The sequence below is a fragment of the Pseudomonas nitroreducens genome, from assembly GCF_010994165.1.
Lineage (GTDB): Bacteria > Pseudomonadota > Gammaproteobacteria > Pseudomonadales > Pseudomonadaceae > Pseudomonas > Pseudomonas nitroreducens.
The window spans coordinates 412,628-425,870 of record NZ_WMBX01000005.1; the positions used below are offsets into that span (position 1 = coordinate 412,628).

The window sequence follows — 13,243 nt, forward strand, 5'->3', positions numbered from 1 at the left end:
GCATCCTCGGGGCTTTCTGCCACAAGGACGCTCGAACAATGAAACCGGAAACCCTGGCCATCCACGCCGGCTACAGCCCCGACCCGACCACCAAGGCCGTGGCCGTGCCGATCTACCAGACCAGCTCCTACGCCTTCGACGACACCCAGCACGGCGCCGATCTGTTCGACCTGAAAGTCGCCGGCAACATCTACACGCGAATCATGAACCCCACCAACGCGGTGCTGGAGGAGCGCGTGGCCGCGCTGGAAGGCGGCGTGGCAGCGCTGGCCGTGGCCTCCGGCATGGCCGCCATCACCTACGCCATCCAGACCGTCGCCGAAGCCGGCGACAACATCGTCTCGGTGGCCAAGCTCTACGGCGGCACCTACAACCTGCTCGCCCACACCCTGCCGCGCTTCGGCATCCAGACCCGCTTCGCGCCGCATGACGACATCGCCGCCCTCGAAGCGCTGATCGACGAACGCACCAAGGCGGTGTTCTGCGAATCCATCGGCAACCCGGCCGGCAACATCGTCGACCTGCAGGCCCTGGCCGACGCCGCGCACCGCCACGGTGTACCGCTGATCGTCGACAACACCGTCGCCACGCCGATCCTCTGCCGCCCGTTCGAACACGGCGCGGACATCGTCGTGCACTCGCTCACCAAGTACATCGGCGGCCACGGCACCAGCATCGGCGGCATCGTCGTCGACTCCGGCAAATTCCCCTGGGCCGAGAACAAGGAACGCTTCCCGCTGCTCAACACGCCCGACCCGTCCTATCACGGCGTGACCTACACCGAAGCCTTCGGCCCCGCCGCCTTCATCGGCCGCTGCCGTGTCGTGCCGCTGCGCAACACCGGTGCCGCGCTCTCGCCGTTCAACGCCTTCCTCATCCTGCAAGGCCTGGAAACCCTCGCCCTGCGCATGGAGCGCCACTGCGAGAACGCCGTGAAAGTCGCGCAATACCTGCAGGACCACCCGCAGGTCAGCTGGGTGAAGTATGCGGGTCTCGCCGACCACCCCGAGCAGGAACTGGCGCTGCGCTACATGGGCGGCAAGCCCGCGTCGATCCTCTCGTTCGGCATCAAGGGCGGGCAGGAAGCCGGCGCGCGCTTCATCGATGCGCTGAACCTGGTGGTGCGCCTGGTCAACATCGGCGACGCCAAGTCCCTGGCCTGCCACCCGGCATCGACCACCCACCGCCAGCTCAACGACGAAGAACTGCAGAAGGCCGGCGTACCGCGCGACATGGTGCGCCTGTCCATCGGCATCGAGCACATCGACGACATCCTCGCCGACCTCGCCCAGGCGCTTGACGCCGCCAAGGCCTGATCCCGTGGGAACCGAATGAGGCGCCAGGCCGGCGCCTCATTCGCGGGTCAGCGGCCCCTGCAATATCTCTTTGCCATCATTTTGCAGACGAGCCCACCGGCCTTTCCGTAGAATGCCGCGCAGCGCCGCAAGCCAGAGCGCGACCGCACCCAGCGACACGCCAGCGAACAGGGATTTCGTCCGCCTTTCCCCGCCCATTCCTCTCCGACCCGCCTTCCAGGCGCCGGCCGGCGGATAACTTTTTTCGCCCGTGACCATACGGTTCCGCCCGATCCTGCCGATAGGGCTTGGACGTGGTTCGCCACCCTGGCCCCCAACAAGAACAATCTCCGAACGGCCTGACTTCACACAACCTTTCCTGGAGATCGTCAATGAACACCTGGATTTCCAACCTGAGCGTGAATCTCAAGTTGGCCCTGGGCTTCGGCCTGGTCCTCGCCTTCACCGCCATCCTCGCCATCGTCAGTTGGGTCGGCCTCGGCTCGCTGATCGACCGCAGCAACTGGATGAGCGATATCACCGAGCTGAACTCGCGCCTGACCAAGCTGCGCATCACCCGCCTGCAGTACATGATCGCCGACGGCGCCGAGCAGGAAGCCGCCAACGTCATGTCCACCCTGGCCGACTTCAAGGCGCAGCAGCAGAAACTGCGCGCCTCCTTCGTCAGCCCCGAGAACGTGCGCCTGCTCGACCAACTCGGCGGCGTCATCGCCGACTACGAGAAATCCCTGGCCGCCATGCGCGCCGGCTACCAGAGCGCCGGCATCACCCGAGGCGCCCTGCAGGACAACGCCACGCGTGCCGCCGAACTCACGGCCACCATCCAGCAGGACGTACTCAAGGCCCCCGCGGACGAAGAGCGCACCACCCGCTTCCAGGCCATTACCGGTACCCGTGAAGACCTGCTGCAGGCCCGCTACGACGTGCGCGATTACCTGGCCACGGCCCTCACCAGCAACGGTGACGGCGTGACCCGCGGCCTGGACGAAAGCATCGCCGGCCTGCCGGCCCTGGAAAGCGTCCTCGGCGTCGCCGAAGCGCAGTACGTCCAGCAACTGGACACTGCCCTGCGCGCCTATCGCGATGCCGTCACCACCCTGCGCGGCAACATGGCCGCCATCGTCCAGGCCCGCAAGGAAATGACCAGCCAGGGCCAGGACATCGTCAAGATCAGCGAGAATCTCTACCAACTCCAGCTCGATCGCCGCGACGCCGAAAGCGCCAGCGCACGTAGCCTGCAAGCTCTGTTCACCCTGCTCGCGCTGCTGCTGGGCGGAATCGCCGCGCTGATCATCACCCGCCAGATCACCCGCCCGCTGCAGGAAACCATGGCTGTGGTCGACCGCATCGCCGCCGGCGACCTGTCGCAGACCGTCCAGGTCACCCGCCGCGACGAGCTCGGCCGCCTGCAGCAAAGCATGCAGCGCATGAGCCAGAGCCTGCGCGAGCTGATCGGTGGCATCCGCGACGGCGTCACCCAGATCGCCAGCGCCGCCGAAGAACTCTCCGCCGTCACCGAGCAGACCAGCGCCGGCGCGAACACCCAGAAGGTCGAGACCGACCAGGTCGCCACCGCCATGCACGAGATGTCCGCCACCGTGCAGGAGGTAGCGCGCAACGCCGAGCAGGCCTCCCAGGCCGCCTCCGCCGCCGACCACCAGGCCCAGGACGGCGACCGCGTGGTGAACAAGGCCGTGGAGCAGATCGAGCGTCTCGCCGAGGAAGTCGAACGCTCCGCCGAGGCCATGCAGCGCCTGGAACAGGAGAGCGAGAAGATCGGCAAGGTCATGGACGTGATCAAGTCGGTGGCCGAGCAGACCAACCTGCTGGCCCTCAACGCCGCCATCGAGGCCGCCCGCGCGGGCGAAGCCGGTCGTGGTTTCGCCGTGGTCGCCGACGAAGTACGCGGGCTGGCCCAGCGCACCCAGCAATCCACCGAAGAAATCGAAGCCCTGGTCGCCGGCCTGCAGAGCGGCACCCGCCAGGTCTCCAGCGTCATGCTCGGCAGCCGCGAACTCACCGCCAGCAGCGTCGCCCTCAGCCGCCAGGCCGGCGAGTCACTGGGCGAGATCACCCGCACCGTGTCGAACATCCAGGCGATGAACCAGCAGATCGCCACCGCTGCCGAGGAACAGAGCGCCGTGGCCGAGGAAATCAGCCGCAGCGTGGTGAATGTGCGCGACGTCTCCGAGCAGACTGCCTCGGCCAACGAAGAAGTCGCCGCCTCCAGCGTCGAACTCGCGCGCCTGGGTGGGCAACTGCAAACCCTGGTCAGCCACTTCCGCGTCTGACGCCCATGGCCGCTGGATCCCCAGCGGCCATCGGTCCGCGCTGCAAGCTTTACGCTTTGCTGTGCACTCCAGCGACAACAACCTCGGCCAGCGCGTCGTCAGGATCACCGTCGCACCCCCGCAGCGCACCGAGGCCGATCCGGCTTAGAGACAAACCAACGGGTGAAGCAGCAGGAATGCTCACACTGTCACTCTACCGGCCGAACCCTCCGCCGCGATTGGCGCAACAACGCTGACGCACTGATGAATCATCGTCGTTCAAAAGTCGATTTGCCTGCCGCCGACTTGAGTTTCGGCACCATTCTGGCCGGCCACCATAGCCGAGGCGCTAATCGCATTTTGATTCGCCCATTCACGAAGCTTCGCAAATTCCTCCTTGCGCATTTTGCTCATGGGGACCAGGCGGGAAATAGTGGTTTCAAAATCAGCCATCGTCAGGTCGCTGGCATCGCCAGAACCGCTCATTCGCCGTGAGAACGCCTCGATCAGCGATTCCCCAACCCAAGCTTCGATTTCAGCCCCCGATAGCACAACATCCTTACCAAAATTCGATTCGCCCCCCAGAGCAGACAACAGGTCCAAGTCAAACTTCGCCGGGTCACGTTTCAATTTCTTCAGGTGTATTTCAAGAATCTTCTTTCTTTCCAATGTTGACGGGAAGTCAACGAAGAATATTTCATCGAACCGGCCCTTCCTCAATAGTTCCGGAGGCAAGCTGCCAATATTGTTAGCGGTAGCAAATACAAAGACCGGCGCCGTTTTCTCTTGCATCCAGGTCAATAGCGTGCCGAATACACGCGACGCCACCCCCCCATCGGACGCACCGCCGGAAGAACCGGAAAGCCCCTTTTCAATTTCATCGATCCATAAGATGCAGGGCGAAATCGCTTCGGCGGTGCGTAGCGCGGAACGAATGTTGGACTCTGAAGAGCCAACCAGTCCCTGGAAGATTTTCCCCATATCCAGGCGCAATAACGGCATGTTCCAGGACGACGAAACGCACTTCGCCGTAAGCGACTTGCCGCAACCGGGAACCCCGGTCAAGAGCAATCCCTTCGGGGTTCCGACACCAAATTCCTGGGCAGCCTGACCGAAACACTGACTGCGCAGATGGAGCCACTTCTTGAGGGTTGCCAAGCCTCCGACGTCGTCAAGATTCACCTTTGAGTCAATGTACTCCAGGATACCTGTCTTCCGTATAATTTGTTTCTTCTCGGAAAGCAGGTCTTTAACGGTGTTTTCATTGACACTCAGGCTCGATACCAATGAACGGGACAGGCTATTGTCAATCTCCAATTCCGTGAGGCCCAACGCGGCATCGATGAGTTTTTCCTTGGCATCGCTCGGCAGATCAATCTTGATATTTTCATTGCCTTGCCAGGAGCTTATGAACTTGCTGACCCGACCCGTGATTTCGTCGCGTGACGGCAAAGGAAAATCAACCAGCGTGATTTCCTTTTGAAGGTCAGTGGCAATTTCAAAGCTAGGCGCCACGATAATGCAATTGCTTCGATATCCGCGCGAGCGAATATTGATGGCAAAATCTCGAAGTCGACGACGATAGACGGGGTTCGAACTGGGGGTAAGATAATTATGGGCATCACAAAAAACAAAGATACTCTTGCTGTTTTCTTCTTTTGCTCTTTCTTCGCAAAAATCCAAGGCCACCTTCAAATCGAAGGTTTTTTCCCCAGCCACGGAGCCATTTATCTGCACGCCTTGGGTCGAGTTCCACACGAATAAACGATGGCCAAGCGCCTTGGCGATCTCAGAAATCTCACTGAGTGCGCGCTCTTCCTCGAACGACTCGATGACCAGAATCGCATAGCGAGCCTTTAGGTAATCAGTTATCTGCTTGGTGCGGTTCATGCCTAATATCCCTGTGCCTGAACTGAGTTATATATGCATCGGAAGACCGGTCTTGGTCACACTGGAATTTGAAACAACAAATTCGACAACTCTTCTAGTACGGAAAAAATCAAGATCGACTCTGTCACTGGCCTTGATGATCCGCTTGTACTGATAGGGATGTTCCGCGTTATGCCGATACCGGCCAGCCAGCGTCACGTCTACGGCTTTAACGACACGAATCATGGCTTCATTCTGGAATATTTCTTTTGGTGTATAGCCTGTATAGAGTATCCAGTTTTTCTCGCCATTGACGGCATGGATCAATTGCTCCAGGGCTGCCGCCTGATCCAGCGGCTCCCCTCCGGAGAGGGTAACCCCGGCGATGTCCTGTGCATTTATCTTCTGCGCCAATGCCTCGACAGACATCAGCGTAGCCGCTTCGCGAGCATGGGTCCGCTGATTGAAACACCCTTTACAATTCAATGCACAACCCTGCACCCATAATGTCAAGCGCAACCCAGGACCATTAACGCAACTCAACTCCATGTGGTGTACGTTGATATGCATTTAGAGATTCGCACTGAGAATTTGAAGGGTTTGCTCCTCGTGAACGACGGTATATTCCGGCTTCCACTCGGTCACCAGCTCCGCAGTAGGACTGGAGAGTAGCGCTTCAAGCTCCTCGGTAAGCTTTGTGCAAATATCGCCTTTCACACCACGCACCTCCTCCATTACTTCGTCGCCCGTAAAGGTCACATGGATGCTGTATTCGTACTGCGGTCCAAACTCAATCTCGAACCCTTGAAGAGTTTCTTTCGTTCTGGCGGGAACACCTGAAGCTTCTATGCGCCTGATGGTTTCATCGATGGCTACGCTGATGTAGGCTTTCTGAAAGCTCAACGCCAAATCGGCCTTGATCGCCTCGTCTCCGTCCGAAACAGTGTCGCGTTCGATAAGGAGCCTGTAGGAGTTCTCCTCAATCTGGCAAACAAACAGGTTGAATCCATCAGCGGCTCGACCACACACCGCTCTGAATTGCTGACTGCCCATATAGCCGACTTTGCTCAATACCTTCTTACTGAATTCGCTGGGATACAGGAAAACTATATCTGTCTCCGGGTTGATCCCCATCTTGCCGAACGCTTTAGCAATGGCGTCCTCATTGACATAAGAAAATTCAAACCTTGTGCAATGCGACATATCAAAGCTCCAGCCTTCGTCCAGGAACGACTTCTTCGGCGCCCTGGATTGCCATTAACACCTCAGAATTCAGCTCGATGTTGCGTATCGGTGCCGCGGATGCAGGCATGGCTTCGGGCGCAGAAGCGGCTGGCGTCGAGACTGGAGCGCCGGCATTGACCACTACACGACGCCTCTGCGCTGCCAGCGGCGCATCACTACCGCCAAGCAGACTTGCATCAATTACCTCCAGCAGCCTTCTGATTACCAGAATTGGATTTGATGTGAGCTTGTCATACAGACCAATGCACAACAAAACATGGAGGCCATCACTGAAATTCAATTTGACACAGTAATTCTGCTCTTCACTGCCAATGATACCAATGTGCGAAATCTGGTTAAGATCTCGCCTCATCTTTCTCCAGGAGCCCCCATCAAATACCGCCACAATCAACGTTGTTGCCGTTGTGGCAAAGGCATTACTCCCTTGCTCAACCTCGTTGGTATTGAAATTCTGATAACTGAGCAGAACCTTCTCGCCTACAGAGACCCCCAAGGCGCTTGCCAGGTATTCATTTGTCGAGAAATCAACATCCGCATGGAATTTAAAACTTTTTGACAGAACATAAAGAGCAAAGACTCCTACCAACGCAAAGAGTATTGCCCTTATCGTATCCGCCGGCGAAAGAATCACAAAAGCCAAAACAGCAAAAGCCATGACGCCGTAGCCGTAGTTTATGGCCTTCTGCATACTGAGCTTTTTATTTCTATAAGCCAAAAAAGTTTTTCCGGGAATATATTGCTTGGAAGGCGCCAACCCCAGCGCACATGCAGCAAAAAAAACCAGACTAACAACCCCCATTACAGCTTGCCGCTTTTGCCCGGTTTGCAGCCCCTCAAGAAACATCCATGCAGCGCCAACAATCAAGACAGGCAGGAATGCGAGAACTGCAAGCCCCGCCATCTTGCCCTTGGTTGCCAGCAACATCTTCCACATGGGGATAGTTTTTATCATTCACAAACCTTTTATTGTTGATATCGAAGCGCGTAATGAAGGGATTACTTTAAAACCACTCGCTGCTCGATGCTACTTGATGTTATGAATTGGCGCCGCTTGATAATCCCTCCCTCCGCCACCACCTAGCTCCCCACAGCCTCTGGAGCCCCACCATGTCCGATTCCCTGATCATCCCCTGCCCGAACTGCAACGGCCTCAATCGCGTGCCCGCCGCGCGCCTGGCTGACTCGCCCAGCTGCGGGCGCTGCCAGTCGCCGATCGTGCTGGATACGCCGTTCGACCTTGATGAAGCCGGTTTCACCGCCCAGGCCAAGGGCGATCTGCCGTTGCTGATGGACGTGTGGGCCGACTGGTGCGGGCCGTGCAAGGGCTTTGCGCCGGTGTTCGAACAAGCGGCGGCGCGCTTGTCGGGCAAGGTGCGTCTGGCCAAGCTGGACAGCGACGCCAACCCGAACCTCTCCGCGCGCCTGGGGATTCGCTCGATTCCCAGCCTGATCCTGCTGCGCAATGGCCAGGAAGTAGCGCGCCAGAGCGGTGCGATGCCGTTGCCGCAGTTGCTCGACTGGCTGTCCCGCCTGGGCATCTGAGGGCGAGCGTTTTGGTCAATCGGTGCGGTCATTGCCAGACCGCACACGCGGGCTAGGCTTGGGCAAAAAAACGGAGCACGCCCATGCCTTCCTACCCCGAAGACTTCATCCGCCAGCTCACCGAAGAGCACATCGCCTTCGTCAAGCGCACCGGCCTCAAGGCCGAAGTGCTGGAGCCGGGCCACGTGCGCCTGCGCATGCCGCTCAAGGGCAACGAGAACCACATCCAGAACATGTACGCCGGCGCGCTGTTCACCGTGGCCGAATTGCCCGGTGGCGTGCTGATGCTCACCAGCTTCGATGCGCGGCGCTTCTACCCCATCGTCAAGGAAGCCGGGCTGCGCTTCCTGCGCCCCGCCGCCAGTGACGTGACCGTCGATGCGCAGCTCACTGAAGCCGAAATCCAGCGTATCGGCGAAGAGGCGACGCACCAAGGCAAGGCGGAGTTCGTCCTCGACCTGCAGTTGAAGGACGAAGAAGGCAATGTCGTCGCCGAAAGCCATGCCATCTATCAGCTGCGCAGTCGCTGAATCGAGCCATTGCCCTGCATCAAGGTGAAATTTCCTATGTGGCGCGACAGTGGAAGCGCCATAGAGGGAACCCACCATGTACAGGAACCTGCTCGTCGCCCATGACCTCAGTGTCGAGGCGGACATCGCGGTGCGGCGCGCTGCAAAACTGGCGCGCCAGCACGGGGCCAGCGTCACGCTGCTGCACGTCATCGAGGAATTCTTCCCCGACCGCATGATGGATACCGTCCGCGAAGCGGCTGAAGTGGCATTGCGCGATGCAGCCCGCGCCAGTGACATCGCCGACTACCAACTGGTGATACGCCAGGGACGCGCCGCCAATACCGTCACCCAGGCGGTGCAGGAGCTGGGCGCCGACCTGCTGGTGATCGGTGCGCACCATCAGCAACTGCTCGAGCGTTTCGACGGCACCACACTGGAGCGCATCGCCCGGCATTGCCGCGCGCCGATCCTGCTCGCCGTGGAAGAGTCCGCCGCGCCTTACACCAAGGCCTTGGCTGGGCTGGACCTGTCGCACTGCTCCTGCCAGGCCTGGCGCGCCGGCTACCGCCTGCTGGAACCCGCCGCCGAGCTGCTGGCGCTCAACGCCTACCAGCCGGGCAAGAAGGCCGGCCGCGCCGACAGCCACCTGGAGACGCAGCGCGAACTGCTGCGCCAGGCGCTGCAGGATGAGCGCAAGCACGTACCGAGCATGGGGCCGCAGCTACTCTGCGCGGTGCAACAGGGCACAGCCCAGCAGGCGCTGGAAACGGCGCTGCGGGAGTGGTCGCCCGACCTGCTGATACTCGGCAGCCGCAGCCGCGGCGCCATCGAGCAAGCCATGCTGGGCAGCTCGACGCGTTACTTCCTGCGCCGGCCACCCTGCGATGTGCTGATCAGCCAGTAACCGCTCAGGCTTCCAGCAGGTTGTGCAGTTCGACGAACTGCTGGGTCAGCTTGTGCCGGGGCTCGAGGAAGATCAGCGGGGTGCACGCCTGGTGCGACTCGCGCATTTTCACCGAACTCATCAGGTAGACCGGCAGCACCGGCAGCTCCTCTTCCACCAGCTCATCCAGCAGTTGCTGCGGCAGCGTGGCGCGCGGCTGGAACTGGTTGACCACGATGCCTTCGACTTCCAGGTCTTCGTTGTGGTCCTCCTTCAGCTCTTCGATCTCCTGCAGCAGGCCATACAGCGCCTGGCGGGAGAAGCTATCGCAATCGAAGGGAATCAGGCAGCGATCGGCGGCGATCAGTGCAGAAACCGTGTAGAAGTTCAGCGCCGGCGGAGTATCCAGGTAGATCCTGTCGTAGTCTTCGCCGAGCTCGTCCAGCAGTTTGCGCAGCTTGTTGATCTTGTGCTTCTGCTCGAGCTTGGGCTGCAGGTCGGCCAGCTCGGGACTGGCGGTGACGATATGCAGGTTATCGAACGGCGTCTCATAGATGTCGACCTTGCCTTTGCGGCTGAAAGGTCCGGACGAAAGCGTCTGCTTGAAGAAATCGGCGATGCCCACCGGGAGATCTTCGCCGGTCAGACCGGTGAGGTAGTGGGTGGAGTTGGCCTGGGCATCGAGGTCCACCAGCAAGGTGCGGTGGCCCTCCGCTGCGCTCACTGCCGCCAGGTTGCAGGCGATGCTGGACTTGCCGACCCCGCCCTTCTGATTGAACACCACACGCCGCATGAGCCGTCCCTCCAGGAACCAATCGAGTGCCGGTGGATTCTATGCAAAGCCCATGACAAGGGCGAGCGCAGCAGCCCGGTATATTTGCCCCTGCTCAGCGCGCGCCGTGCTGAGCCTTCACTTCCTCGGTCACCAGGTCGAAGAACGACTGCGCCAGGCGTGACGTCTCGTTGCGCCGCCGCACCAGCCATACCGAGCTGGTAGCGCCCGGATCGCTCAGGGTGCGATAGACCACGCCGTCCACCCGCGTACGGCGGAACGACGCCGGCAACATCGACACCCCCAGCCCCGCCGCCACCAGACCGATGATGGTCATCGCCTCTCCCGCTTCCTGGGCGATGCGCGGGCTGAAGCCGGCCTGTCGTGAGAGCGCCATCAGTTGGCTGTAGAGCCCCGTGCCATAGCTGCGCGGGAAGAATACGAAAGGCTCGTCTGCCAGTTCGGCGAACTCCAGGCCCTCCTGGCTGGCCTGCGCCAGCGGATGATCGGCGCGCAGCACAGCCACCAGCGGTTCGCTGAACAGCTCCACGGCCTCCAGGGTTTCCGGCAGCGGGATCGGACGAATCAGTCCCACCTGTACGCGCTCCTCCAGCAATGCCTGCACCGCCTGCCCGCTGCTCAGCTCCTGCAGGTCCAGATGCACGTCCGGATAGGCCTGGCGGAACGCCAGAATCGCGCGCGGGATGCTGGAGGTGAACGGCGCCGACGCGGTGAAGCCGACCTTCAGTTCACCGATCTCGCCCTGATGCGCGCGCCGGGCCAGCAGCACGGCGCGGTCCACCTGCTGCAGTACCTGCCGCGCCTCGTCGAGAAACAGCTTGCCGGCCTCGGTGAGCGCCACACGGCGGTTGGTGCGCTCCAGCAGGCGCGCGCCGATCTCTTCCTCCAGCGCCTGGATCTGCTGACTCAGCGGCGGCTGGGAAATCCCCAGTTGCTCGGCCGCGCGGCCGAAGTGCAGCTCTTCCGCCACGGCGATGAAATAACGCAGGTGTCGCAGTTCCATTCCGCCTCCGCATAAGTGATTCGTAAAACGAATCAAACGTGTCGATTAATATATTGGAAATAATAAATCCCGCTCCTTATCCTTTCCACACAAGCCCAATAACGACTACCAACCTGCTCCCTGCCTGGCCGCGCGGAACCCTGCCGCCATTCCAGGCCCTCTGCTGTCATCTACTTGAGGTGTGTCGTGAGTCAACCTGCCCTGCGGGCTTTGCGGGAAGAACATCCCATGGCGGCCGAACCGACCGTCGTACAAGAACCGGTAGCCGCCAACGATCCGGCGGAGGTGCTGGCGAATCTGCGCGAGAGCGCGCGTGAAGCCAACGGCGACGTGGCGCGCGTCGTCGAGGAAATCGAAACCTACATAGAGAAAGGCACCCCGGCCTTCATGCGCACTTCGCTGGCGCTGTTCTCCGGTGGCTTCGCCACCTTCGCCCTGCTCTACTGCGTGCAGCCGATGATGCCGGTGCTGTCCAAGGCCTTTGGCCTGACCGCCGCGCAGAGCAGCCTGGTACTGTCGATCTCCACCGTCACCATGGCCTTCGGCCTGCTCGTCACCGGGCCGATCTCCGACGCCATCGGACGCAAGCCGATCATGGTTGCTTCGCTGGTCCTCGCCGCCCTGTTTACCATTGGCAGCTCGCTGATGCCGACCTGGCACGGCGTGCTGGCCATGCGCGCGCTGCTCGGCCTGTCCCTCAGCGGCCTGGCGGCGGTGGGCATGACCTACCTTTCCGAGGAAATCCACCCGCAACACATCGGGCTGTCCATGGGGCTGTACATCGGCGGCAACGCCATCGGCGGCATGAGCGGCCGCTTGATCAGCGGCGTGCTGGTGGACTACGTGAACTGGCACGTGGCGCTAGCCACCCCGGGTGTGCTCGCCCTGGCCGCGGCGCTGCTGTTCTGGCGCATCCTTCCCGAATCGAAGAACTTCCGTCCGGCACCGCTCAAGCCACGCCGGCTCATCGAGGGATTCACCGGACATTTCCGCGATGCCGGCCTGCCCTGGCTGTTTCTCGAAGCCTTCCTGCTGATGGGTGCCTTCGTCACCCTGTTCAACTACATCGGCTATCGCCTGCTGGCTGAGCCTTATCACCTGAGCCAGGCCATCGTCGGCGTGCTCTCGCTGGTCTACCTCTCGGGCATCTACAGCTCGGCGTGGGTCGGGTCGCTGGCCGACAAGCTGGGCCGGCGCAAGGTGCTCTGGGCGATGATCGCGCTGATGCTCGGCGGCGTGCTGATCACCCTGCTGCAACCGCTGGCCGTGGTCCTGGTCGGTCTGCTGATCTTCACCTTCGGCTTCTTCGGCGCGCATTCGGTGGCCAGCAGCTGGATCGGCCGCCGCGCTCTGAAGGCCAAAGGCCAGGCCTCCTCTCTGTACCTGTTCAGCTACTACGTCGGCTCCAGCGTCGCCGGCACCGCTGGCGGGCTGTTCTGGCACCAGTACGGTTGGAACGGCGTGGGCCTGTTCATCGCCAGCCTGCTGGGCATCGGCCTGCTGGTGGCCCTGCACCTGGCACGCCTGCCAGTGTTACCGCGCGACCTTCCTGCACTCAACAAGGCTGGGTAGTTTCTACACACACCACATCATGCATGCCTGAAAACGACATGGAACGGTCGTACAAAGACATTAATCTCAGATCAGATAACGCCTGCCAGGCGGGCGTTGTAGGATAAATTCCCAACCTACGACTTAAGTCGTAACAAAGTGTGGCGCGATCCTTGCGTTCACAATGTCGAACGACTTGTTGGAATCCTGAAACGGACCTCGACTCCCGCAGTACGCAATTCCCTCCGTAGTTGTAGGT

12 protein-coding genes are annotated in these 13,243 nt (G+C 60.8%); 6 read left to right on the forward strand and 6 right to left on the reverse strand.

The features are described 5' to 3' along the window. Positions 1 to 38: 38 nt before the first annotated feature. Together GJV37_RS23470 and GJV37_RS23475 are read left to right on the forward strand one after the other, a co-directional pair. Complete coding sequence (locus GJV37_RS23470) at positions 39 to 1,316, forward strand: bifunctional O-acetylhomoserine aminocarboxypropyltransferase/cysteine synthase (protein ID WP_038803338.1); 1,278 nt, start codon at positions 39 to 41, stop codon at positions 1,314 to 1,316. A gap of 506 nt (positions 1,317 to 1,822) precedes the next feature. Next, positions 1,823 to 3,607 (forward strand): methyl-accepting chemotaxis protein, encoded by a 1,785-nt coding sequence (locus GJV37_RS23475; RefSeq protein WP_425326844.1) that lies wholly within the window; start codon positions 1,823 to 1,825, stop codon positions 3,605 to 3,607. 258 nt (positions 3,608 to 3,865) lie between these two features. On the opposite strand, the gene GJV37_RS23480 is transcribed toward GJV37_RS23475, so the two are convergent. From GJV37_RS23480 to GJV37_RS23495, 4 genes are read right to left on the reverse strand one after another with little or no spacing between them, the layout of a single operon-like run. Continuing rightward, a complete protein-coding gene (locus GJV37_RS23480; protein ID WP_193452981.1) occupies positions 3,866 to 5,476 on the reverse strand; it encodes an AAA family ATPase in 1,611 nt (536 codons plus the stop codon). 27 nt (positions 5,477 to 5,503) lie between these two features. Then, a complete protein-coding gene (locus GJV37_RS23485) occupies positions 5,504 to 6,025 on the reverse strand; it encodes a 4Fe-4S single cluster domain-containing protein (protein WP_170858843.1) in 522 nt (173 codons plus the stop codon). Next, positions 6,026 to 6,658 carry a DUF2997 domain-containing protein gene (locus GJV37_RS23490; protein WP_170858842.1) on the reverse strand — a complete coding sequence of 211 codons (633 nt, stop codon included), beginning with the start codon at positions 6,656 to 6,658 and terminating at the stop codon, positions 6,026 to 6,028. Between the two features lies 1 nt (position 6,659). Then, positions 6,660 to 7,634 (reverse strand): hypothetical protein, encoded by a 975-nt coding sequence (locus GJV37_RS23495; RefSeq protein ID WP_240967288.1) that lies wholly within the window; start codon positions 7,632 to 7,634, stop codon positions 6,660 to 6,662. A 173-nt stretch (positions 7,635 to 7,807) separates the two neighbouring features. On the opposite strand from GJV37_RS23495, the gene trxC reads away from it, so the two are divergent. The 3 genes from trxC to GJV37_RS23510 all read left to right on the forward strand — a co-directional run bounded on the left by trxC (position 7,808) and on the right by GJV37_RS23510 (position 9,658). Beyond that, on the forward strand, positions 7,808 to 8,242 hold the full coding sequence (gene trxC, locus GJV37_RS23500; RefSeq protein ID WP_170858840.1) for a thioredoxin TrxC: 435 nt from the start codon (positions 7,808 to 7,810) through the stop codon (positions 8,240 to 8,242). Positions 8,243 to 8,325: 83 nt separating this feature from the next. Then, positions 8,326 to 8,772: a YiiD C-terminal domain-containing protein gene (locus tag GJV37_RS23505; protein WP_024764134.1), complete on the forward strand. Its 447-nt coding sequence runs from the start codon at positions 8,326 to 8,328 to the stop codon at positions 8,770 to 8,772. 76 nt (positions 8,773 to 8,848) lie between these two features. Further along, entirely contained in the window at positions 8,849 to 9,658 is an 810-nt protein-coding gene (locus GJV37_RS23510) for a universal stress protein (protein ID WP_170858838.1), read from the forward strand. Positions 9,659 to 9,662: 4 nt separating this feature from the next. Here GJV37_RS23510 and GJV37_RS23515 read toward each other — a convergent pair whose 3' ends face one another. Continuing rightward, positions 9,663 to 10,430 carry a ParA family protein gene (locus tag GJV37_RS23515; protein ID WP_024764136.1) on the reverse strand — a complete coding sequence of 256 codons (768 nt, stop codon included), beginning with the start codon at positions 10,428 to 10,430 and terminating at the stop codon, positions 9,663 to 9,665. 94 nt (positions 10,431 to 10,524) lie between these two features. After that, positions 10,525 to 11,433: a LysR family transcriptional regulator gene (locus tag GJV37_RS23520; RefSeq protein WP_024764137.1), complete on the reverse strand. Its 909-nt coding sequence runs from the start codon at positions 11,431 to 11,433 to the stop codon at positions 10,525 to 10,527. 228 nt (positions 11,434 to 11,661) lie between these two features. Here GJV37_RS23520 and GJV37_RS23525 point away from each other — a divergent pair, with 228 nt between their 5' ends. Further along, entirely contained in the window at positions 11,662 to 13,005 is a 1,344-nt protein-coding gene (locus GJV37_RS23525; protein WP_246228421.1) for an MFS transporter, read from the forward strand. Positions 13,006 to 13,243 lie beyond the last annotated feature (238 nt).

What these genes read in the sequence shown, in the direction of transcription:
- GJV37_RS23470 (WP_038803338.1), top strand. Translation starts at nt 39, where the DNA reads ATGAAACCGGAAACCCTGGCCATCCACGCCGGCTACAGCCCCGACCCG.
- GJV37_RS23475 (WP_425326844.1), top strand. Translation starts at nt 1,823, where the DNA reads ATGAGCGATATCACCGAGCTGAACTCGCGCCTGACCAAGCTGCGCATC.
- GJV37_RS23480 (WP_193452981.1), bottom strand. Translation starts at nt 5,476, where the DNA reads ATGAACCGCACCAAGCAGATAACTGATTACCTAAAGGCTCGCTATGCG.
- GJV37_RS23485 (WP_170858843.1), bottom strand. Translation starts at nt 6,025, where the DNA reads ATGCATATCAACGTACACCACATGGAGTTGAGTTGCGTTAATGGTCCT.
- GJV37_RS23490 (WP_170858842.1), bottom strand. Translation starts at nt 6,658, where the DNA reads ATGTCGCATTGCACAAGGTTTGAATTTTCTTATGTCAATGAGGACGCC.
- GJV37_RS23495 (WP_240967288.1), bottom strand. Translation starts at nt 7,634, where the DNA reads ATGTGGAAGATGTTGCTGGCAACCAAGGGCAAGATGGCGGGGCTTGCA.
- trxC (WP_170858840.1), top strand. Translation starts at nt 7,808, where the DNA reads ATGTCCGATTCCCTGATCATCCCCTGCCCGAACTGCAACGGCCTCAAT.
- GJV37_RS23505 (WP_024764134.1), top strand. Translation starts at nt 8,326, where the DNA reads ATGCCTTCCTACCCCGAAGACTTCATCCGCCAGCTCACCGAAGAGCAC.
- GJV37_RS23510 (WP_170858838.1), top strand. Translation starts at nt 8,849, where the DNA reads ATGTACAGGAACCTGCTCGTCGCCCATGACCTCAGTGTCGAGGCGGAC.
- GJV37_RS23515 (WP_024764136.1), bottom strand. Translation starts at nt 10,430, where the DNA reads ATGCGGCGTGTGGTGTTCAATCAGAAGGGCGGGGTCGGCAAGTCCAGC.
- GJV37_RS23520 (WP_024764137.1), bottom strand. Translation starts at nt 11,433, where the DNA reads ATGGAACTGCGACACCTGCGTTATTTCATCGCCGTGGCGGAAGAGCTG.
- GJV37_RS23525 (WP_246228421.1), top strand. Translation starts at nt 11,662, where the DNA reads ATGGCGGCCGAACCGACCGTCGTACAAGAACCGGTAGCCGCCAACGAT.